The organism is Blattabacterium cuenoti (assembly GCF_014252035.1).
Classification (GTDB): Bacteria; Bacteroidota; Bacteroidia; order Flavobacteriales; family Blattabacteriaceae; genus Blattabacterium; species Blattabacterium cuenoti_Z.
Genome location: NZ_CP059207.1, coordinates 26520 through 49508, shown reverse-complemented (window position 1 = coordinate 49508; position 22989 = coordinate 26520). Strand labels below are relative to the sequence as shown.

General features: G+C 23.6%; 16 protein-coding genes and 3 tRNA genes. 2 read left to right on the top strand and 17 right to left on the bottom strand.

Annotation, left to right across the window (positions count from 1 at the left end):
• Positions 1-4: 4 nt before the first annotated feature.
• From H0H49_RS00200 to H0H49_RS00155, 11 genes are all read right to left on the bottom strand, one after another.
• Positions 5-2809: a 2-oxoglutarate dehydrogenase E1 component gene (locus H0H49_RS00200; RefSeq protein WP_185864500.1), complete on the bottom strand. Its 2805-nt coding sequence runs from the start codon at positions 2807-2809 to the stop codon at positions 5-7.
• Between the two features lie 58 nt (positions 2810-2867).
• The gene (alaS, locus tag H0H49_RS00195; RefSeq protein WP_185864499.1) at positions 2868-5579 is read right to left on the bottom strand and encodes an alanine--tRNA ligase; all 2712 of its coding nucleotides are present in this window, start codon (positions 5577-5579) and stop codon (positions 2868-2870) included.
• Positions 5580-5583: 4 nt separating this feature from the next.
• Positions 5584-6375 (bottom strand): lysophospholipid acyltransferase family protein, encoded by a 792-nt coding sequence (locus tag H0H49_RS00190; protein ID WP_394798474.1) that lies wholly within the window; start codon positions 6373-6375, stop codon positions 5584-5586.
• Positions 6376-6383: 8 nt separating this feature from the next.
• Complete coding sequence (locus H0H49_RS03035; protein ID WP_238784947.1) at positions 6384-8159, bottom strand: cytochrome c biogenesis protein; 1776 nt, start codon at positions 8157-8159, stop codon at positions 6384-6386.
• Entirely contained in the window at positions 8149-9582 is a 1434-nt protein-coding gene (locus tag H0H49_RS03030) for a cytochrome c biogenesis ResB family protein (RefSeq protein ID WP_238784946.1), read from the bottom strand. Before H0H49_RS03030 ends, H0H49_RS03035 begins: the two co-directional genes overlap by 11 nt.
• A 55-nt stretch (positions 9583-9637) precedes the next feature.
• Entirely contained in the window at positions 9638-10408 is a 771-nt protein-coding gene (locus H0H49_RS00180) for an MBL fold metallo-hydrolase (RefSeq protein WP_185864498.1), read from the bottom strand.
• A 4-nt stretch (positions 10409-10412) separates the two neighbouring features.
• Entirely contained in the window at positions 10413-11423 is a 1011-nt protein-coding gene (recA, locus tag H0H49_RS00175) for a recombinase RecA (RefSeq protein WP_185864497.1), read from the bottom strand.
• A 322-nt stretch (positions 11424-11745) separates the two neighbouring features.
• A complete protein-coding gene (locus tag H0H49_RS00170; RefSeq protein WP_185864496.1) occupies positions 11746-11940 on the bottom strand; it encodes a Sec-independent protein translocase subunit TatA/TatB in 195 nt (64 codons plus the stop codon).
• A 160-nt stretch (positions 11941-12100) separates the two neighbouring features.
• On the bottom strand, positions 12101-13138 hold the full coding sequence (locus H0H49_RS00165; RefSeq protein WP_185864495.1) for a sugar phosphate nucleotidyltransferase: 1038 nt from the start codon (positions 13136-13138) through the stop codon (positions 12101-12103).
• Between the two features lie 13 nt (positions 13139-13151).
• Entirely contained in the window at positions 13152-13523 is a 372-nt protein-coding gene (locus tag H0H49_RS00160; protein ID WP_185864494.1) for a dUTP diphosphatase, read from the bottom strand.
• Positions 13524-14987 (bottom strand): lipopolysaccharide biosynthesis protein, encoded by a 1464-nt coding sequence (locus tag H0H49_RS00155; RefSeq protein ID WP_185864493.1) that lies wholly within the window; start codon positions 14985-14987, stop codon positions 13524-13526.
• 124 nt (positions 14988-15111) lie between these two features.
• Between H0H49_RS00155 and clpP the strand changes: the two genes are divergently transcribed.
• The gene (gene clpP, locus H0H49_RS00150; RefSeq protein WP_185864492.1) at positions 15112-15789 is read left to right on the top strand and encodes an ATP-dependent Clp endopeptidase proteolytic subunit ClpP; all 678 of its coding nucleotides are present in this window, start codon (positions 15112-15114) and stop codon (positions 15787-15789) included.
• Positions 15790-15793: 4 nt separating this feature from the next.
• On the opposite strand, the gene H0H49_RS00145 is transcribed toward clpP, so the two are convergent.
• From H0H49_RS00145 to H0H49_RS00125, 5 genes are all read right to left on the bottom strand, one after another.
• Positions 15794-15867, bottom strand: a tRNA-Arg gene (locus tag H0H49_RS00145).
• A 16-nt stretch (positions 15868-15883) separates the two neighbouring features.
• A tRNA-Pro gene (locus tag H0H49_RS00140) sits at positions 15884-15958 on the bottom strand.
• A gap of 5 nt (positions 15959-15963) precedes the next feature.
• A tRNA-Ser gene (locus H0H49_RS00135) sits at positions 15964-16049 on the bottom strand.
• Positions 16050-16099: 50 nt separating this feature from the next.
• Positions 16100-18139: an HDIG domain-containing metalloprotein gene (locus H0H49_RS00130; protein ID WP_185864491.1), complete on the bottom strand. Its 2040-nt coding sequence runs from the start codon at positions 18137-18139 to the stop codon at positions 16100-16102.
• Between the two features lie 84 nt (positions 18140-18223).
• Positions 18224-18718, bottom strand: a complete 495-nt coding sequence (locus H0H49_RS00125; protein WP_185864490.1) for an Lrp/AsnC family transcriptional regulator — start codon at positions 18716-18718, stop codon at positions 18224-18226.
• 228 nt (positions 18719-18946) lie between these two features.
• Here H0H49_RS00125 and tsaD point away from each other — a divergent pair, with 228 nt between their 5' ends.
• A complete protein-coding gene (tsaD, locus tag H0H49_RS00120) occupies positions 18947-19975 on the top strand; it encodes a tRNA (adenosine(37)-N6)-threonylcarbamoyltransferase complex transferase subunit TsaD (RefSeq protein ID WP_185864489.1) in 1029 nt (342 codons plus the stop codon).
• Here tsaD and gcvP read toward each other — a convergent pair.
• On the bottom strand, positions 19972-22881 hold the full coding sequence (gene gcvP, locus H0H49_RS00115) for an aminomethyl-transferring glycine dehydrogenase (protein WP_185864488.1): 2910 nt from the start codon (positions 22879-22881) through the stop codon (positions 19972-19974). The two genes, tsaD and gcvP, sit on opposite strands and share 4 nt — an antisense overlap.
• Positions 22882-22989 lie beyond the last annotated feature (108 nt).

Here is a 22989-nt window from a genome sequence, read left to right as displayed (position 1 = left end):
AATTTTATTGGTTAAAAGATTTTTCTAGTATTTCATTTTGAATTTTTAAAAAATTTGAGTAAGAACCTGTAGATGGACTAGAGCTTTCATATGGAGATATTAAATTTAATTGCGTAATATTACTCATTTTTCTTAAAATAAAACTCCATGCACCCATATTTTCCGGTTCTTCTTGAACCCAGAAAATATCTTTTTTATTTATATATTTTTCTAATATATATTCTATTTTTTCTATTTTCAATGGGTATATTTGTTCTATGCGAATTAATGCTGTTTTTTCATCTTTTATTTTTTGTTTTTTATTTAGCAAGTCATAATATATTTTTCCAGAACAAAAAATTAACCTAGTTATTTTATCAATATGACAAGAATCATCATCTAATATTTCTTTAAATGATCCATGAGAAAGATCATTAATAGAAGAAATACATTTTGTATTTCTTAGTAAACTTTTAGGAGTAAAGATAATAAGAGGTTTTCGAAATTTTAATTTCATCTGTCTTCTGAGTAAATGATAAAAATTTGCAGGAGTTGTACAATTTACTACAAACATATTATTTTTTGCACAAAGTTGTAAATATCTCTCTATCCGTGCAGAAGAATGTTCTGGTCCTTGTCCCTCATATCCATGAGGTAACAACAATACAATTCCATTTCTAATTTTCCATTTGTCTTCTGCAGAAGAAATGTATTGATCTATGATAATTTGTGCACCATTACCAAAATCTCCAAATTGAGCTTCCCACAATGTTAAAACATTAGGAGAATACATAGCATATCCATAATCAAAACCTAAAACTCCATATTCAGATAAAGGAGAATTATATACTTGTATTTTACCTTGATTAATACATATTTTATTTAGAAGAATGATATCTTCTTCTTTATCTTCTGTTTTGATGATAACATGACGTTGTGAAAATGTACCTCTTCCAACATCTTCTCCTGATAAACGAATATTAACTCCTTCATATAATAATGTTCCATAAGCTAATAATTCTGCCATACTCCAATCCACTGAATTTTTTTTAATCATTTCCAATCTTTGATTAAAAATTGATTCTGTTTTTTTGAAAAATTTTTTCTTTTTTGGAAGAGAAAAAATTTTTCTAGAAATATGTTTGATATTTTCAGTTGAAAATTTTGTATCCACTTCTTTCATAACATCTTCATTACTATATACTATAGGAAAATTTTTCCATTTTTTTTCTAAAAAAGATTCTTGCTCAGAATATTCTATATTTTTTGATTCATTATAACCTTTATAAAGAATATTCTCGTATTTTTTTTCCATTTTTATGATATCATAGGTATCAATAACATTATCATTTTCTAATTTTTTTTTATATTCTTTGTAAGAATCTACATGTTTAGATATCATATTATATAAATAAGGTTGAGTAAATCTAGGCTCATCTCCTTCATTATGACCATATTTTCTATATCCTACTAAATCAATAAATACATCTTCATGATAACGCATTCTAAAATCTATAGCAAAACGAATTGATTTAATAACAGATTCTATATCATCTGAATTGACATGTAAAACTGGAGAAAGAATTACTTTTGCTATATCAGTACAATGAATGCTAGATCTTCCTTCTTCACAATTTGTAGTAAATCCTATTTGATTATTAATAATGATATGAATTGTTCCACCTGTTGTATAACCTTTTAATTTAGAAAGTTGTATAACTTCATATACTATTCCTTGTCCTGATAAAGCGGCATCTCCATGAATAAGAATAGGAATAATTTTATTAGAATTAAAGTCATTTTTATAATGATGATCTATTTTTGCACGAGTGATTCCTTCTACAATAGGGTTAACACATTCTAAATGAGAAGGATTAGGAACTAAATATAAATCAACATATTTTCCATTTCTAGTTTTCTTCATTCTATGATAACCTAAATGATATTTAACATCTCCTGAAAAATATTTATCTTTATATTCTTTACTTTGGAATTCACTAAATATGTGAGAATAGTCCTTTCCCAAGAAATTAGAAAGAACGTTTAAACGTCCTCTATGTGGCATTCCTATCATTAAACTTTCCGTATGATATTTATTAGAAGAGTATTCTAATATTTCTTCTAATGCAGGTAGTACAGATTCATTTCCTTCTATAGAAAATCTTTTTTGACCTATAAATTTTTTATGAACAAAACTTTCAAAAGCTAAAGCTTGATGTAATTTTGTTAAAATTAATTTTTTATCAATGACAGATAAAATTGTTTTTTCTTGATTAAACCATTTTTCAATCCATTTAATTTTATTATAATCCACAATATATTCATACTCTATTCCTATGGAATGACAATAAACATTATTTAAATAATTAATTATATTTCTTAATGATGTTTTCCCAATGCCTATTAATTGACCAGCTTCAAATAAAGTATCAAGATCTTTATCGGATAAATTGAAATTATTTAAATCTTTTAAATCTAAAAAATGATATTTTTTTTTATTTTTTTTTATAGGTATAGGATTGGTGTTCGTAAAACAATGACCTACCTTTCTATAGGTATTAATTAAACTAAATACAGAAAATTCTTTTTTAAGTTTATAAATAAAATCATTATAATTAATTACTACACCACCATTATCATTATTTTTTTCATGTATTAAATGTTGGCTTGATGTATTGTTCCATTTATAATTTTTTTCTCCAAAATCAAATCCATGAAAAAAAGCGCTCCAACTAGATTCTAGTAAATTCGGGTTATCTTTATATTTTTGATAAAGAGATTCTATATCTTCAAAATGGATAGCGTTTAGAAAAGAATATCTATCATTCATAGATTGTTGATTATTTTTTTACTTTAAATTTAAACATTTTAAATATCTAAACTAAAGATTACTGATTTTTTATAAGTTTTATTATATATTTATCCATATAGTTTTTAACTAAAATTAGTCCATTTTTATTTTTTCCCACAGATGTAGAAAATAAATGGTTACCCCAATATTTTCCGCTTATATAATCTGATATTTTTAGTATTAGATTATCTGCATATAATGCACTGTTCATTTTTGCAATTTTATCTGAAATGCAAATAAATATCATAGGTTTTTCATTGTTAATAAATCCTATAATAGAAATGAAATATTCAATTTTTATCCTTAGAGATAAAAGAGTTTTTTTTATAATATTTATGTCTAATTTTTCTTTTTTTAATAAATTATTTATATCACATAAATATCTTATTTTATTATTTAGTTGAATACTATTTGAATAAAAAATCCTTTTAAGAAGTTCTATTTGATGAAATTCTATTTTTAATTTTTCTTGCTTCAGTTTTTTATTAATTTCTAAAATATAATTGTAACTTTTAGTAATCGAATTAGGATATTTCATTATCATTTTTAATGAATCATATTGATGATAAATATTTTTTAAATATTCTATAGCTTTTCTAGAAGTCAACGCTTTAATTCTACGAATTCCATGTGATACAGAGGATTCTGATATTATTTGAAAAACTTCAATAGAACGAGTATTTTTTACATGCGTTCCAATACATAGTTCAGAAGAATCCCCAAAAGCTATTACACGTATTTTTTTCTGATTTTCATAGTTGAATAATTCATTACTAGAATAATAAGATGCTATTTTCTTTGCTTCTATCAAAGAGGAAAATTGTTTTTCTTTTAAATGAAAATCAGAAAAAATAAATTTTTGAACTAATTTTCCTATTTCCAATAATTCATCAGTAGTTAATTTTTTATAATGTGAAAAATCAAAACGTAAGTATTCATTTCCTATATAAGATCCCTTTTGTTGAATATGATTTCCTAAAATACTTCTCAAAGCGAAATGTAATAAGTGAGTAGAAGTATGATTTTTCTCAATATCTTTTCTTCTATTTATATCTATAATTGCTTTAAATGGAAAAGTGATATGAAAAGGTAATTGGTTAGTATAATGGACAATGGTATTGTTTTCTTTTTTAGTATTCAGTATACTTATTTTTTCATTTATATTATTAATAATATAGCCAGTATCACCTATTTGACCACCTCCTTCAGGATAAAATGGAGTTTTGGATAAAACTAATTCATAAAAATTATTTTTAATTAATATATTTTTTACTATCCTATATTTTATAATAAAAACATTATCAATTTCTGTATGAAAATATCCAACAAAATTATCTTCTACACTATTATTCAATAAATCTTCTTTTGTGGTATTTACTACTATCCAATCTTCTTTTATAACTGCATTATTACTTTTTTTAGATCTATTTTTTTGTTCTAACAATTTTTTTTGGTACGACTTCTCATCAATTTTCAATTGATGTTTTTCTATCAAAATTTTAGATAAACTTAATGGAAAACCGTAAGTATCATATAATTTAAAAATAGTTTCTCCACTAATAATATGTTTTTTTTTTTCTTTAGTTTTATTAATAACGTATTGTATTTTCTTATTTCCTTCATTTAAAACTTTAATAAAAGATAATTCTTCTTCTTTTATTACATATTGTATATATTCGTTATTTTTTTCTAATTCTGGAAAAAAAATTCTCATTTTTTTTATTAAAGAAGGAACAAATTGAAAAATAAACGGTTCTTTTTTTAATAAAAATAGATTGACATGAAATACGGCTCTTCTTAAAATTTTTCTTATAACATAACCAGATCCATTATTAGATGGAATTTTTCCGTCACATATAGAAAATACAATGGCTCTTAAATGATCTGCTATTATCCGTATAGATACATTTTGATAAAATTCATTTTTATAAATATTTCCTAAGGATTTTTCTATATCTTTAACAATAGGATAAAATATATCAGTTTCATAAGTAGAAGATTTTCCTTGAAGAATCATACATAGTCTTTCTAGTCCCATTCCTGTATCTATATGTTTTTTATCAAGTTTTTCCAATTTTCCATTGTTTTTTCTCAAAAATTCTATAAAAACAATATTCCATATTTCTATCACTTTTGGATGATTTTTATTAACAAGATATCTACCTAATAATTTTTTTTTATCTTTTTTATGACGTATATCTATATGGATTTCAGTACATGGACCACATGGGCCAACATCTCCCATTTCCCAAAAATTTTCTTTTTTTCCAAAAAAAATAATATTTTTTTCACTTATTAAATTTTTCCAACAAATAAAAGTTTCATTATCCATTAACAATTTATCATCTTCTTTATCCCCAATAAATATAGATACATATATATCTTCCTTCGGAATATTGTATATGTTTGTTAAAAGTTCCCATGCCCATTCAATAGCTTCTTTTCTAGAATAATCACCAAAAGACCAATTACCTAACATTTCAAACATTGTATGATGATAATTATCATATCCAACATTTTCTAAATCATCATGTTTACCAGAAACTCTAAGACATTTCTGTACATTTGTTATTCTTGTATATAATGGTTTCTTATATCCTAAAAAATAATCTTTGAATGGATTCATACCTGCATTAATGAATAATAATGATGGATCATTTTCTAAATAAATAGGAAAAGAAGAAAAAATTTTATGATTTTTTTTTTGAAAAAATTTTAAAAAAGTATTTTTTATATATTCATACTTCATAACTTCATAAAATATGATTTTTGTAATACTTAGAAGATTGTTCTATTCCATCCATAATTTTTTCCATAATTAATTCAGTAGAATCTTTATTAAGATCTATTTCTATAGGTTTTTTAAAAATCATTTTTTGTAATACTTCTTTTTTAATAATACGAATGCCTTTTTTATCATAAGCTTTATTAAATCCATCTATAACAATAGGAACAACAATAGGATTATATTTTCTTATAACATGAACAATCCCTCTTCTTCCTGGAGCAAAATCTTGAGTAGTTCCTTGCGGAAATGTTATTAACCATCCATCCTTAATAGCCATCCCCATTTTAGTTATATCAGAACTATTCACAATACGATTCACTTTTTTTTCACCTTCTTTCCATGTTCTACTTACAGTAATAGCTCCAGAATAAGTAAATAATTTTGTTAAAAAACCTTGATTCATAGTCTCTTTAGCAGCTACATAATAGATGTTGATTTTTGGATTTAAAAGATAAATAGGATTTTCAATTGTATTTATAAATCCATTTTTTACACTGCAAAAAACATGAAACATAGCAAAAACATCTGCAAAATAAGTTTGATGGTTAGATACAAAAAGAACTCTTTTATCAGGAAGGTTTTTAATATATTCTGTTCCTTGTAATTGCAATTTACCTTTATTATAAGAATTATAAGATATACATCCAAGAGTAAAGATTAAAAAACGCTTAATAAAATGATAATTTCCAAAAACATCCTTCAATATATTACTTGTAAAACGTTTTTTCTTTATTTTTTTTAAAAATGATAAATGGATATTCACTATTATTTATAATTAACTTTTTTATTTATGTTGTTATACTTTTGTTTGCAATAGTAAGATGCTATTGTAATAATTATGAATAGTAATAAACTGCAATATACCCAATAAGATATTTCTAATGGTTCTCCTTTAGCATAAGAATGCAAACCAGATAGATAATAATTAACTCCAAAATAGGTCATAATTATAGAAAATACAGATAATACACTAAAAAAATTAAAAGAATATAGACCTCTAATAGAGGGTATTAGCCGTATATGCAATACAAATGCATAAATTATAATACTAATCAACGCCCAAGTTTCTTTTGGATCCCAACTCCAATATCTTCCCCAACTATTATTTGCCCAAATTGCACCTAAAAAAGTTCCTATAGTCAATAAAAAAATACCTATAGTTAAACACATCTCATTAATAATAGTTAATCGTTCAATATGAATTTTTATCATTTTTTTATGTAAAGGGAAAAAACCACTTAATATATATAATATTAATACTAAAAATCCTAAAAGAGATCCGGTAAAAAAAAATCCATAACTTGATGTTATTGTTGCTACATGTATAATAAGCCAATTGGACTTTAATACAGGAACTAGATTGGTTATTTCTGGATCCATAATATTACTATGTGCTATCATTAGTAAAATTGATGATATCAAAGAAGTTATTCCTAATACAAATTGATTATTATAAAATATCAAACCTATAACAGTTAAACACCAACTAATAAAAATCGCTGATTCATATCCATTACTCCATGGAGCATGACCAGATATATAACATCTTGAAATTAAACCTAATGATTGAAGAATAAATAAAATTAATACAATAGTAACTAATATTTTATAAGAAATAGATAAATATTTTTTGTGAAAAAAAATGCTTAAAAAAGAATTAAAAATGATTATTAATCCTAAAATAGCATATAAAAAAGATAATGTGTAAAATATATGTATTTTATTATACATAATTTCTACGGAAATCTTTCTATTTGTAGGTAATATAGATTTAGCATATTTAATTTGATATAGTCGTATTTTTTCAATTTCTTGATCAGCAATTTTCCAATTTTTTTCATTTTGTGCTCTAAATAAGGATTTTAAGTAATCATTAAACATAGAAAAACCATAGGGGTTAAGTCTACTATATTTAGAATCCATAATAATCCAACTTGACCAAGTATGATGTATATCGTTTGGAATAGGAAAAATACGTAAATATTTACCCTGAAAAATCTCATGAAGAATACCTATACGTTCACTAAGAAGAATAACAGATTTATCATACTCATTTCTATGCATAGGATTTTTAGATAAAGCTACTTTATAATCTTCTTGTAAAAGAAATTTTATTTTTTTTGATTTTGGATTAAAACTGTAAAGATTCATCATAGAAACATAATTATCTTGATTTGCGTTTACTTTTCTTAAAAAATTGAATCCTCCTTTTGAATCTACTTTTATAAATGGCACTTTTATCCAAAAAAAATTATCTTGATGCATAGATATCAGCCATTGATTAGCATCTAAATTTTCTATAGAATTTTTTTTATGTATTTTTCTAAGTAATTCTATTGCTAAAGTATTAATAGGTTTAATTCTTCCTTTATCATCTTGCACCAATAAATGACCAAAATTATCTCCATGTTTTTTAGGAATGTGTATAACATCAGGTATATTTTTTAACGGTATTATTTTTTTTGATTCATGTATTTGAGAAAAAGAATAATTTATGCTTGTAAAAAACAATATGATAATAAAAAAATATTTATTTTTCATGTAAGTATTTTTTTAACTGTTTTTTTAGAAAATAAAATCTAGTACCTTTCCAAAATAAGTTAAGAAACATACCAATACTCATAAGAGCATATCCAAAATATGATAAATATGTTCCTAAATAATCATCATTTATGGAAAAATGTGACCCTTTTCCATCTGGATCATATCCAGATTGAAAAAATCGATATCCTTTATAATCTAGTATTCTATTCATATGAATAGAATAATGATAATTTTTTTTATCTAAAATAGTTACATAACTCATAAAAGAAGAAGGTAAATTAGATCCGGGGTAATTTTCCAGTTTAAATTTATTTAGTTTTAAGAAAAAGGGTAGTGTCCAAAATATAGATCCATATCCAATAGATATTTTATAACCATTGTTAAATATAATAGGATCACTCATATTCATTGTATTTTTACCACCTAAAAATGTAACTAGCTTGGATTGATTATTAAAATATATTCTTGCAGTAAAAGCACTAAAAAAAGTATTTTTTTCTACTGTATTTTCATTTTTTTTGTCACAAGGAATGTATTTTAATTTTCCTTTTATAATTCCTTCTGGAATAACAATATTTATTTTTGTATCATGATTAACTAATATTTGATATAATTTTTTGGTATGTAATACATGATAATGATTGTTTGACAAATAACTATTTTTTTTAGTTACCATATTTATGGTATTTATTGGAAAAAAAGATTTGATATAGATTCTATCATCATCTATATCAAAAATTTTTATTCCCAAAGGGTTATCTTTATTAAAAGAAAAATGAACTCCATTTATCGTTTTTATTTCTCCATTTTTAATAAAAATTTCTTTCATATTATTCTCTTTTACGGAGAAAATGAGTTTTATAATTTTATCTTCTTTTTCTTTTTTTGAAAAAATCATTTTTGCACATGGAATATAATTAGTAAATTTTATTATTATTGGATGGTTATGAAAAAAAAATTTACCACTGTAATTATTGTGAAAATGTGAAAATATATAAGGTTGATAATAAGTTTTAACGTATTTACTATTACCTGTATTAATGTTCAATTTAATATAATTTTTCTTTGATAAAATTTTATTAGTTTTTTCTCCTTCTCTTATAGAGATTATTCCTTCTTGGCTATAATATCTAGAAATAACACTTCCAATGAAAATAATAACAAATGATAAGTGAAAAATAAAAAGAGGAAATTTTTTTTTATTCCACAATTTATATTTCCATATATTTCCTATTAAATTTAGAATAATTAATGAAATGATAGTTTCAAACCAAATAGATTCATAGACAAGTACTTTTGCTACATCAGTAGAATATTTTTGTTCTAAAAAAGTAGCTAAAGCCATATAAAATACCAATATTAAAAATAAAAAAGAAGTCATTTTTGTTGAAAAAATAATTTTTTTTAATATTTTTTGCATATTTATTAATATATTTTTATTTATTATAATAATATTTAAATTAAAATAGACGTTTTTATGATGAATTAATAACTAAACCATCATAAGCTAAATAAACATTTTTTGGTAATTTTTCTTGTATTTTTTCATGGAATCCAAGTAAATGGCTAACATGTGTTAAATAAGTTTTTTTAGGATTTATTTGATGAATAATATTTAATGATTCAGAAAGTGTAAAATGAGAATGATGTAATGGTTTTTTTCTAAGAACATTTATCACTAAAATATCTAATTTATTTAAACTATCAATTGTAGAACATGGTATTTTACTTGCATCTGTGATATATGCAAAATTATCTATTCTAAATCCTAATATTGGAAGATCTCCATGGTAAACATATAATAAAAATATTTTACAATATTCTTCTACAAAAAAAAATTTTTTGTATTTATCTATTTCAAACAAATTTATATTTGTAGTATTTTTTTTACCAGAGAAAAAATAATAATATCTTATTTTTAAATTATCTAAAACTCTACGTAATGCATAAATAGGAATAGATTTATTCATATTATTACTTATAGGCCTTACATCATCTAATCCACCTATATGGTCTTGATGTTCATGTGTTATAAAAATAGCATCTATTTTTTCATTATTATTTCTGAGCATTTGATATCTAAAATCTGGACTACAGTCGATTAAAAAAAATTTTCCATTTTTTTCAATTAGAACGGAACTTCTGAGTCTTTTATCCTTTGGATCTCTAGATAAACATACTGGATGACTGGATCCTATTACGGGAACTCCTTGTGATGTTCCAGTACCTAAAAAAGTAATTTTCATATTTTTACTTATAAAAATTTTTCATTGTTTTGTTCAAAATATCATTTTGTATTTTATTTTTTAACGTAATATTTTTTTTATCTATCAAAAATTTTTTAACTGAATCTCTTCCTTGTCCTAAGGATATATTATTATAATTAAACCAAGAACCATTTTTTTTTATGAATCCTAAACTAATCCCCAAATCAATAATTTCCCCTATTTCTGATATTCCTTCTCCATACATAATATCAAATTCAGCAATTTTAAAAGGAGGAGAAAGTTTATTTTTCACTACTTTTACTTTTGTTCTATTTCCTAATATTTTTTCTCCACTTTTGATTGGTATTCCTTTCCGTATATCTAGTCTTATAGATGAATAAAATTTTAATGCATTTCCTCCTGTTGTTACTTCTGGATTTCCGTATACACCTATTTTTTCTCTCAATTGATTAATAAATATTAAAATACTTTTAGATTTTCCTATACTAGAGGTTAATTTTCTCAAAGCTTGAGACATAAGTCTTGCTTGTAATCCTATTTTAGAGTCCCCCATTTCTCCTTCTATTTCACTTTTTGGTGTTAGTGCGGCCACGGAATCAACTACTATCATATCTATAACACCTGATCTAATTAAATTATCTACTATCTCAAGAGCTTGTTCTCCATTATCTGGTTGAGATATAAGTAAATCTTTTAAATCCACTCCTATTTTTTTTGCATATATAGAATCGAAAGCATGTTCGGCATCTATAAAACTAGCAAATCCACCGGATTTTTGGGATTGAGTAATGGCATGTAAAGCTAAAGTAGTTTTTCCAGAAGATTCTGGACCAAATATTTCAATAATTCGACCTTTAGGAAATCCTTTTATTCCTAATGCAATGTCTAAGTTTATTGATCCAGAAGAAATAACATCTAAACTTTGGTCATGTTTTTCCCCCATTCGCATGATAGTCCCTTTTCCATATATTTTATCCATTTTTTCTAATACGAGATCCAAAGATTTTCTTTTTTTCTCAAATTTTTCATTCATAGAGTAAATTTTAACATATTTTTTCACAAAAAATATGAACTTAATAATAAGCAATATTTCTTATGGTAATTAATTTAAATTTTTTATATCTATGAATACTTTAATATTTGAATTATGAACTTCATTACGAATGAACATGAAAAATTATAAATAATGCTATTATATATGGATATATTTCTATGTAAAAATTGCTTTAATTTCTATTAATGATATTTTTATACAAAATTTATATTGTAAACGTGATGGAAATAAAATAAAAATTAATCACTAAATCAACTACAATAAATAAAAATATAATAGATACTACCTATGTTTTTTTTATTTACTCTTTTTCTTCTTCTTCTGAACTTTTTCCTTCAGAAGCTTTTTTAAATTCTTTTAATCCTGTTCCTAAACCTCTCATTAATTCTGGTATTTTTTTCCCTCCAAAAAGCAATAAAGCAAGAATAACAATAACTACTATTTCTGTAGTTCCAAAAGTACCAAGAAATATAAGAGAAAATAAAATGAAATTCATTGTTGTGCAGAATTTTTCATCAAATATAAAAAATATTCCTTACTTCGTAAAAAGTAATAATGAATAATATAAACAAGAACTAGAATATTAAAATTAATCAGTATTAATAACTTATATTTCAGATACTATTCTTTTTATTAGCTAATGCTACCACCACCACCTACCTACTAGTGGAATAATCTCCTAAATTTAGTTCCTTTATTTTTTCTATGTAGTAACAATAGTTTCCTATCATAGAATAATGCAAAATTACAGAATTTATTTCCGTATTATCCAGTATAATAGATTGTTTTATATTGCTATTTATTATTTTAGTATATTTTCCTATTGATACATAAGGTCCTATAATACTATTTTTAATAATAGTATTTTCATCTATATAACAAGGATTTATGATTAAACTATTTTTTATGATAGATTTTTTATGAATCAATTTATTTTCTTTTTTGGAATATTCAATAGATAATATTTTTGAATTAGAAGATATAATAGTTTTTTTACAACCAAAATCCATCCATTCATTAACCTGTTTACTAAAAAATTTTATTCCTTTTTTTCTCATATTTTCTAAAGCAGATGTTAATTGATATTCTCCTTGCTCATTTTTTATATTATTATCTAATATGTATTCCAATTCTTTTTTCAGAAGAGTACTATTTTTGAAATAGTATATTCCAATAATAGCTAGATTAGAAATATAATCATTTGGTTTTTCTATAAAATGAGTAATTAATCCTAGTGAATTACATTTTACTACACCAAAAATATTTGGATTATTAACTTTTTTTGTCCATATGATATTATCTAATTTGCTATCCAATTCATTTTCGAAATTATTGTTGTAAAATAAAGTATCAGAATAAATAATAATTATTGGGCCTATCAAAGAATTTTTAGCTTTTAATAAAGCATCTGCAGTTCCTAATGGTTTTTCTTGATAATATATTATTGGATGAACACCTATTTCATTAGATAATTTTATTAAATTTTTTTCAATATTATAGTTTCCATTATTGTTATTACTACTTACAATAAAAACAATTTCGTCAATAGAAAATATTTTAATAAGTTTGGATAGATTTTCTAATAATCTTTTTAAAATTGTTTTTCCTACTATTGGAAAAAATGGTTTTGGCGTTTTTAAAGTATGAGGATGAAGCCGGGTCCCTTTTCCAGCCATTGGAATTATAATTTTCATATATCTTTTTTTTTCATATTCCAGTACTTCCAAAACCATTATTTGATCTTATGTTTGAATTACTTATAGTCAAACATTTTTTCCACTTTATTTTATTTACTTTTTTTAATAAATTTATTCTTGCTAGTCGATCATTTTGGTGAATAATTATTGTTTTATAAAATGGATTTATTATAATAATATTCATATTATAATAGTATAATAAATTATTATGTTTTTTTTTAGTGATATGGATAATAGAAATAGCTTGTATGAATTCTTCTTTTAATGAAAAGAAATATTTATCTATTTTTTTAGAAAATTTAAAAAATAAATTTGTTGGTATTAATTTCCTTTCTAAGAAATTAATAAAAATAGATTTCTCTATATTAGCTTTTAAAATCACTTATTTAATTAAATTAATAAATCTTTTTCTTTCTAATAAAAAAATAGTAAAAAAATATAAAAATTGTAAAATAATGTTGAATTTAAATTCATTTTCTTTAGTAAGAACAACTAATAAAATTGAAAATAAAAAATAGTATATAATACTCTTTATTTTTTTTTTACAAAAATTTAGAAAATTATTTTTACCCCAAAAAAATATAGCTAATAACATACATATATAGGATGTAAATGTTCCCCAAGCTGGAATCATAAAACTTTTGGTAGAAGTATTAATAAAAATGATATTAAATAAAAATGTAACTAAAACTCCTATTGAGGATATATAGGTCCCAATAATTGGTTTATCTATGATTTTATAAGATATGGATAAATTATTATAAATTCCAAGGAAAAGGTTTCCCATCATGATAATAGGAATGATAGATGTTGCAATATGATATTTTTCATCTATTAATAATTTTATAAAAATAGAAATATTACCACATATTAGTACATAAAAAAATAATCCGAATAAAATAAATATATAGGTTATTTCTTCATAGTAATATTTTGCATTAGAATCTAATGATTTTTTAAAAAAAAAAGGTTCAATTCCTAGTCTAAAAGTTCTGATATATAAATTCATAAAAGAAGCTATTTTATAACAAGCAGAATATGCTCCATTAATTTCATCGGAAATCCATCTTTTTATAATAATTTTATCCATATTTTCATTGATAGAAAACGCAATAGTTCCAATCATAATAGGGATTCCATAATTTAACATTTTTATGGAAAGAATTTTATTAAATTTTTTTATTTTTACTTCTTTTATAAGAATAGGAAAAATTAAAAATAAATTAGTTATGGACGAAAGGACATTAGAAAAAAATATAGAACCTGTTTTATCTGTAACCGAATTAACAAGATTAAAAACATAAAAATAATAATACTCGTTTTTTTTATAAAACATATATTTATAACAAAAAAACATATAAATTATAAAAAAAGATTGTATTAATATATTGACTATATTCACACTAGAATAGTATATAGACTTGTCATTTACACGTAACCAAGCCATAGGTAAAATGCAGATTGTATCAAAAAATATAATTAAAAAAAACATTAAAAGATACTCTGGATGTTTATGGTATCCAAATATATATGATATTTTTTCAATAAAAAAAATAGAAAAAATAAAAAAAATGGAACTAATTAATAGTTGTGTTATAATTCCTGTTGAAAATACAATATCCTTGGTATAATTTTTTTTATATAAAAATCTAAAGTAAGTATTTTCTAGTCCAAAAGAAAGGAATCCTATTATTAAAAAAGACAAAGAATACATATCTGTATAAAGAGAAAATTCTTCCCTTTTTAAAAATTCAGTAAAAATTTTTAAAAAAAAATAATTAATAATTTTTGGTAGAATTAATCCTATAGAATAAATAATTGTTTGTATCGCTAGTTTTTTGTACAAATTCAATAACTTTTTATAAAAGTTTCTAATATCTGAAAAATTTATATATCAAATTTTGATTTAATTTTGTATTGAAAATTAAAAGTAGTTATATTGATGAATTGTCTGAAATTAAAATACGAAAATGGATTTTTATAAAAAATCAGAAGATTTTATTAATTATGCTATAAAACATAAAAATATCAATCGATTGGTAATGGATGATTATATTAAATATATGACTCCTTATATTGTAGAGGAGAGAAAACTTAATGTAGCTCAAATGGATGTTTTCTCTCGTTTAATGATGGATCGTGTTATTTTTTTAGGTACGGCTATAGAAGATCAAATTGCTAATATAGTACAAGCTCAATTATTGTTTCTGCAATCAGTAGACTCTTTGAAAGATATACAAATATATATAAATTCTCCTGGAGGGGATGTTTATGCAGGATTAGGAATATATGATACAATGCAAATTGTTGAACCTGATGTTGCTACTATTTGTACTGGTATGGCCGCTTCAATGGCAGCTATCATTTTATGTTCTGGAGCAAAAGATAAAAGATCTGCGTTGAAACATTCTAGAATTATGATTCATCAACCTATAGGGGGGACTCAGGGTCAAGCTTCAGATATAGAAATAACAGTTCGTGAAATTCTCAAATTGAAAAGAGAACTATATGAAATTGTATCTAATCATTCTGGTGTTTCTATTGAAAAAATAGAGAAAGATTCAGATAGAGATTATTGGATGACATCTGAAGAGGCAAAAGAATATGGTATGATTGATGAAGTATTAAAAGGTAAAAATCAAAATTAAAAAATGATCACGACAGGATTCGAACCTGTAACCTACTGCTTAGAAGGCAGTTGCTCTATCCTTTTGAGCTACGTGATCTATATTTATTTATACGTCGGGGTAGCAGGATTTGAACCTACGATCTCCTGGTCCCAAACCAGGCGCGATAACCAAACTACGCTATACCCCGAAAAGCGGAGAATGTGGGATTCGAACCCACGCGGTATTTATAATACCGACAGTTTAGCAAACTGTTCCGTTAACCACTCCGGCAACTCTCCAAAAATTACTACTAAAAAAAACACTAATAAAAATAAACAAATTAATTTAATTATCTAGGATATTCTATTCTAGGATGATAGATACTGATTAATTTTTCTTTAATTACTTTTTTTATTTTTTCTATTTCTTTCAAAGTTATGTCAGTATCAGAAAATTGATTTTCTTTTTTTTGTTTATTTATAATATTTTCTACTAAATTTTCCAAATCTTTATTAGATGGATTCTTTATACTTTTTGAAGCTGCTTCTACAGAATCAGCTATCATTACAATAGCAGTTTCTTTTGAAAATGGTTTAGGTCCTGGATATTGAAACTGTTTTTTATCTACTTTTGCATTTATTTTTTTTTGTTTTTCATAGAAAAATTGAATCGTACTATCGCCATGATGAGTTTTAATAAAATCAGTGATACGATTAGGTAAATGATATTTTTCAGCTAATTTTACTCCAATTGATACGTGTTCTAAAATAATTTTGACACTTTCTATTGGACTTAATTTTTCATGAGGATTTAACAAATTATTTTGATTTTCAATAAAGAAAACTGATTTTTTAATTTTTCCAATATCATGATATATTGCTCCTATTCTTACTAATAATGAATTAGCTTCAATAGCCACCGCGGCTTCTTCTGCTATATTTGCTACAGTAAGAACATGTTGTAAAGTACCTGGAGCTTTCTGAGATAATAATCTCAATATTGGGTTGTTCATATTTGATAATTCTAGTAAAGAAATATCTGAAGTTATATTTAATAATTTTTCGAAAATAAATATTAATGGATGTACAAATAACGTAAAAATTCCACTAAAAAAAAATAAATAAAAAGTTTGTAATGGGATATTTTCTATAGTTCCTTTACGAATAAAGGTAAGTGAAATAAAAGTTATGCTATAAGTAATAATTATTTTTACTACAGATACGAATAGGTTTTCCATTTTAGAGATATTTTTATTCGTCAGTAGTACTAAAAATCCTGTAATAATTTGAAGTAAAATAAATTCTAAACTATTTGGTGTAATCAAAGATAGTAATAGAATAGTTGTTAAATGAATAATAATGCTGACATCAAAATTATAAAAGGAACGAACACTAATAGGAAGTATAGAAAAAGGAATTATATATAATATTCTAGAATTATACTTGAGTATGAATATTGTTATAATTGATGTGAAAAATATACTGGTAATCAAAAAATTAAATTCTCTATTTTTATGAAATATCTTGTTTTGAAAGTAAAAGAAATACAATAAAAATATTAAAAATATAATACTTATTATTAAAAAATAACCTATTTTTAAGTAAATATTTTTATTTTTATTCCATATTTTATTTTCATATTCTTTTTTTAAAGAAGATAAAATATAAAATTTTTCATCGTCTATTACTTTATTTTTTTTTATTATAATTTTTCCTTTTCCAAAAGAATGCTTTATTTTACTGATATTTTTTATTTTTTTATAAAAATAATTATCTGTATATTTTTTATTATAAAAAAAATTAGGAGCTATAATTCTTTTTAATAATTTTTTAATTTTTTTTTCATTTTTTTTTCTATCTAAGAAATGCTTTTCAATAATATTATTTACTTTTTTATAGGTGAAAATCTTATTATATGAAATTGCTATTGTCTCATTATTTTTTTTCAAAAGAAATATTTTATTTCTACTGTTTATACTCGGAAAATACTGATATTTTAAATATCCATATTTATAAATAATATTTAATAAACGAAAAATAATCTTATAGTAATGTTTATTTTCTTTCTTTCTTAAAAAAGAATTATTATGAATAATTTTTATTACCCTTTGAAATATTTTTTCATTTTTATTATAGAATATTTTTTGACTTTTTTTAAGATTCTTAATTTCTAAATTAATGTCTTTTTTACTTTTTAAAACAATAAAATTAAATGGAGAAAATAAATCTTCATAATACCAAATTTTTCCTTTGTAAAATTCATATTTAAAAATTTCTTTTTTCGGAAAAAAAAATGTCAATGATAAGACTATAATCACTGTAACTAAAATCTTATACGAAATATTTTTTTTATTATTGTATGTAGAAAACTTTTTTAAAAAGCTATACATTACCTAAAAAATTGATCTTATGCAATTTTTTCCGTAAGTCTTGAAGAAGAATGAAGGAAGATATAAAGAAGTATTTTTTTATGACTAATGTTTTTGCAATATATTAGATAATAATCTATTTTCGTCGTTAATACTTTCTTCCAAACAAATAGTAGATTCAGTTCTAAGTACTCCTTTAATTTCACCAATTTTTGATATTACATCTCTAGCATCTGAAGGATCTTTAGCAATAATTCTGCAAAAAAGATTATACTTTCCAGAAGTGATATATAATTGTACTATATTGGGGATTTTCTTTAATTCTTCTTTTACCAATTTAGATTCTCTAGAATCTGATAAAATACCTACAAATGCTATTAAATGAAATCCTAAAGCCTCATAACCAATAATTAAAGTACTTCCTTTTATAATCCCTGCATCTTCTAGTTTTTTTACCCTAACATGAACAGTTCCAACTGACAATGGTTTTATCTCTTTACTTATTTCTTTACTTATTTCAGTGTATGGTGTTCTAGCGTTGATATTTAATTTTTTGACAATAGTATTATCTATTTCATCTGTATTATATCTTAGAATCATTATTTTATATTTTTATTTCTTAATTAAAAGTACCAAGATACAAAACTTTCTTTTGAAGAAAAGTATTATTATTTTTACAAAATATTATGAATTTATTTATGGATAACCTTATTTAAATTTTAAGTTATAAAAATTTTTTCATAATTTTTATGACATTATTATTTTTATATTAATTAACCTTAATTTTTATATAAGTATTGGATATTGGATAATAAATAATAACTACCAATGAAAAAGGAACCTATTATCATAGGAATAGAATCATCATGTGATGAAACAGCTGTTTCCATTATTAAAAATAGAGAAGTATTATCTGATATTATTATTTCTCAAGAAATTCACAAAAAGTATGGAGGGGTTGTACCTGAATTAGCGGCAAGATTACATGATAAAAATATTGTAAAAGCTGTGAATAAAGCTATATTATCAGCTAATATAAAAAAAAATGATATTGACGCTGTTTCTTTTACTATAGGTCCAGGCTTAATAGGATCTTTATTAGTAGGTGCATGTTTTGCAAAGTCATTTTCAACTGGATTAAAAATACCTTTATTAGCAGTGAATCATATACAAGCACATGTACTTTCTCATTTTATAAAAAATGCAAATGTAAGTAATTATTATCCTATATTTCCATTTTTATCTTTAGTTATAAGTGGCGGACATACTCAAATATTAAAAGTTTCTAATTTTTTTCATATGGAAATATTAGGATCTACTTTAGATGATTCTGTAGGAGAAACTTTTGATAAAATAGCCAGATTTTTAGGATTTTCTTATCCAGGTGGTCCTATAATAGAATTTTTTTCCAAAAATGGATGTGATAAAAAATTTTTATTCTCAAAACCAATGGTGAAAGGATTAAATTTTAGTTTTAGTGGATTTAAAAGTAATGTTTTACAATTTATTAGTACTAACCTAAAAAAAGATCCATTATTTATTAAAAATAATTTGCATGATTTATGTTCTTCTATACAAAAATGTATATCAGAAATTCTTTTAGATAAAGTAAAAAAAGCCACTCTAAAAACAAATATTTTTAGAGTGTCTTTAGTAGGTGGAGTTTCTTCTAATTCAAAAATTAGAGAAATATTCACTTCTTTTGCAGAAAAAGAAAAATGGGAAATTTTCCTTTTGAAAAAAAAATATACTACGGATAATGGATCTATGATAGCAATAACAGGACTCTTGAAATATAAAGAAAACTTATTTGATTCTATTTATGTTAGTCCATATTCAAAATTCAAAATTTTTTAAATACACGTACATACAAAATTTCTATCCCCATATACATCATTTACACGATTAACTGATGTCCAAAATTTTCTTTCTCTTACCCAGGATAGGGGATAAGCGGCTTTTTCTCTGCTGTAAGAATAATTCCATTTATCTTTTGTTAAGACATCTATACTATGTGGAGCATTTACTAAAACATTTTCTTCCTTAGAGAAAATACCATTTTCAATTTCTTTAATTTCTTTCCGTATAGATATAAGAGTTTCAATAAATCGATCTATTTCTTCTTTAGATTCACTTTCCGTAGGTTCTATCATCATACATCCCTCTACAGGAAAAGAAATTGTAGGAGCATGATATCCATAATCTATCATTCTTTTTGCTATATCCATAACTTCTATTCCTATGGATTTAAAACTTCGACAATCTATGATTAGTTCGTGAGCTACCATACCATTTTTTCCTACATATAAAATTTTATAAAAATTTTTCAATTTTTCTTTTATATAATTAGCATTTAAAATGGATACTTCTGTACATTTTTTAAGTCCATTTGCTCCTAATAAACGAATATAAGCATAAGATATTGTTAAGATTAAAGAAGAACCATACTGAGAAGAAGAAATAGTGAAGTCTCCTTTATAATTTTTTCTGTTATCATTGCTGCTGCTATTCCATTTTGAAAATGGATGATTAGGTAGGTATGGTTTTAAATGAGAAGCTACACATATTGGACCCATACCTGGACCTCCTCCTCCATGTGGAATAGCAAATGTTTTATGAAGATTTAAATGACATACATCTACCCCTAAATCTGATGGTTTAATTAAACCTATTTGAGCGTTCATATTTGCCCCATCCATATAAACTTGACCACCATAATCATGAATTATTTCTGTTATTTCTTTTACATGTTCTTCATATACACCATTAGTAGATGGATATGTTATCATTAAAACAGATAATGATTTTTGATTTTCTTTTACTTTTTTTAGTAAATCTTTTTTATCAATAGATCCATCATTTTTTGTTGCTATTGAAACTATTTTCATTCCTGCCATATTTGCTGAGGCTGGATTTGTACCATGAGAAGAAGAAGGTATTAAAGCTATATTTTTTTCATTTTTTTGTGATAAATTTTGATATTTTTTTATAACCATCAATCCTGCATATTCTCCTTGTGCTCCAGAATTTGGTTGTAAAGACACCCCATCAAGTCCTGTTATTTCTTTTAAATATTTTTTTAAATTTTTTATTATAAAAATATATCCTTTTGTTTGTTCTTTTGGAGCAAATGGATGAATATCTCTCCATTCGTATTGACTTAAAGAATAAAGCTCACTACAAGCATTAAGTTTCATAGTACATGATCCTAATGGAATCATTGATTGAGTTAGTGAAATATCTTTTTTTTCCAGCCTTTTTATATATCGAGTTATTTCATGTTCTGAATAATATTTATGAAATACTTCATGATCTAAAAAACTAGAAAATCTTTTTAGAAAAGATGGTATCCTATTAATAGGAATCATAGAATAAGAATTTCTATTCTTTTTTTTACGATCATATTTTTTATTATTTGCTTCATAAAATATAGAAAATATATGATTTAAATCTTCTTGATCTGTTGTTTCATCCACAGTAATAGTCAAATGGTTTTGATCTATATATCTAAAATTTGTTTTTTTTTTATTTGCTATTTTTTTCAAATTTTTTAAATATGTTGATTCCACTTTTATTCGTATAGTGTCAAAATAAGATGTATTTATTTGGAAAATATTTTTTATATTATTTACCAATAGTAATTCTAATTTTTTAGCATTTTCATGAATGCTATTTGCTATATTTATCAATCCATTTTTACCATGGTATAAAGCATACATAGAAGCCATTATGGCAGGTAATACTTGTGATGTACAAATATTAGAAGTCGCTTTTTCTCTTCTAATATGTTGTTCCCTAGTCTGTAAAGACATTCGAAATGCTTTTTTACTTTCTTTATCTATAGAAATTCCTATAATTCTTCCAGGAATAAATCGTTTATATTTTTCTTTAGTAGCAAAAAATGCGGCATGAGGTCCTCCATACCCCATAGGAATACCAAAATTTTGACTGGTTCCTACGACAACATCTGCCCCCCACTCTCCAGGTGGTTTTAATAAAGAAAGTGATAATAAATCAGTTGATACTATTATTGATACATTATTTTCTTTTGCATATTTGATAACATTACGATAATCATTTATTTCTCCTGAACAAGAAGGATAAGATATTAATAAACAGAATATATTTTTTTCATATTGAAATATTTTATCATAATCATCATGTATTACGTTGATTCCAAGCCCAAAACATCTTGTTTTTAAAACGGATACAGTTTGTGGATATAAATTGTTTGAAACAAAAATATAGGGATTTTTTTTTATTTTTTGATTTCTTATTTTTTCTTGATAAATCATAAACATAGCATCAGCTGATACTGTAGATTCATCTAACATAGATGCATTGCTTATTTTCATTCCAGTTAAATCTGAAATCATTGTTTGGAAATTCATTAAAGCTTCTAAACGTCCTTGGGATATTTCAGATTGATATGGTGTATAAGGGGTATACCAATTTGGATTTTCTAAAATATTTCTTTGAATAACACTTGGTGTTATAGTATTTTTGTATCCTAATCCTATGTAAGAACGATAAATTTTGTTTCTTTTTCCTATTCTATGAATATGCTTTAAGTATTTATATTCAGATATGGGATTTGGAATGTTTATTTTTTTTTGAGAAAGTATTTTTTTGGGAATTGTTTTTTTTATCAAATCTATGATAGATGAACAATGTAGAGTTTTCAACATTGTTTTAATATCGCTACAAGATGGACCTATATGTCTATCATGGAATTTTTTTATTCTCACGGAATCCTTTTTCATAATCTAAATTAGAAATTGTATTTATCTTTGATTTATTTTATTTTCCTTATTTGATTACAAATTTAGGTAAATTAAATAGAGCTTATAAAAAAAATATTACGTAATAAA